The organism is Pseudarthrobacter sp. CC12 (assembly GCF_039907755.1).
Classification (GTDB): Bacteria; Actinomycetota; Actinomycetes; order Actinomycetales; family Micrococcaceae; genus Arthrobacter; species Arthrobacter niigatensis.
Map to the genome: position 1 here is coordinate 1 of NZ_JARDJH010000088.1, position 1143 is coordinate 1143.

The 1143-nt window shown below is 67.2% G+C and carries 3 protein-coding genes; 1 reads left to right on the plus strand and 2 read right to left on the minus strand.

Features of this window, described 5'->3' with window-relative positions; translation table 11 throughout:
- A partial coding sequence (locus PV772_RS22950) for a TSUP family transporter (protein ID WP_347887696.1) occupies window positions 1–293 on the minus strand: 293 nt, incomplete at its 3' end.
- On the minus strand, window positions 290–907 hold the full coding sequence (locus PV772_RS22955) for a rhodanese-like domain-containing protein (RefSeq protein ID WP_347887697.1): 618 nt from the start codon (window positions 905–907) through the stop codon (window positions 290–292). The genes PV772_RS22950 and PV772_RS22955, both read right to left, overlap by 4 nt.
- 126 nt (window positions 908–1033) lie before the next feature.
- On the opposite strand from PV772_RS22955, the gene PV772_RS22960 reads away from it, so the two are divergent.
- Window positions 1034–1143, plus strand: a 110-nt coding sequence (locus tag PV772_RS22960; protein WP_347887698.1) for a metal-sensing transcriptional repressor, incomplete at its 3' end; no start/stop codon positions are given.

Below are 1143 nucleotides of genomic sequence, written 5' to 3' on the forward strand. Positions count from 1 at the left end.
AGCATCAGGATGTTCGGATCCAGCAGCTTGCCCACTGCCGCGCCGCCCCAGGCCGCCGGGATACCGGCGGCCCCGACCAGCGCGATCACGGGCCAGTTCAAGCCTTCCCGGATCCGGGGAAGCAGGGCGGCCAGCGAGGAGATTCCCACCACCAGCAGCGAGGTGGGAATGGCCTGGGCGGGGCTCATGCCCACGCCGTACACCAGGGCCGGAACGGCGATGATGGACCCGCCGCCGCCCACAACGCCCAGGACGACGCCGACGACGAGCCCCAGTCCCAGGGCCGGGATCATGCCGCAGCGCCCTCTTCAGCCTGCTGCACGGGAAGCTGCAGGATGGCGCTTTCACGGGTGGGTTCCTGGGCAGCCTTGTTCCACGGCATGGCCGAGATGGCCTTGCCCATGGCGCAGGTGTTGGTCGCCGCGGAGAACGTCAGGCCCGTGCCGATGACTCCGGCAAGCGTCCGGATCTTGGGGGAGACGAACTTGCCCCCGGCCAGGCCCAGGACCACCAGAGAGCCGGCCACAAGGCGGACCTGCCGCTCAAGGTCCCAGCGGTCCTTGCCCTTGACCACGTCGCCGCCGGCGGCAGCGAAGCCGGGTGCGCCGCCAGTCAGTACGTAGGCGGTGTCGATTCCGGCCTTGGCAAGGCGCTGGCGAGCCTGCTCGGCGCGGACGCCGGACTGGCAGACCAGGACCACGCGCGAGCCAAGCCGGGCGGCGAGTTCATCGGTGTGCTCGGACAGCAGCGGCAGAGGCACATTGTAGGAACCGCGGATGTGCATGGATTCGAATTCAGCGGCGGACCGCACATCAATCACCACGAGGTCCTGGTGCTCTTTGAACCAGGACTGGAGGGTTTCAGGGGCGAGTGCGGTAACAGCGGGCGCCGTGGAAGGGGAAGTCATAAGTGGCCTCTCGGAAGGGGGCGGGTGGATACCTCACCGAGTATTACAGATACCCCCGGGGGTAGTCAAAACACCCGTGGGGGTATATAGTTGGCGGCAAGCCCCTTATCGATGGAGACCCCTCTTATGGAACTGAACCCAACCGAACTCACGCCCGTGATCAACCGCCTCAAGCGCGCCCAGGGCCAGCTCGCCGCCGTTACCCGGATGCTCGAGGAAGGCCGGGACTGCAAGGA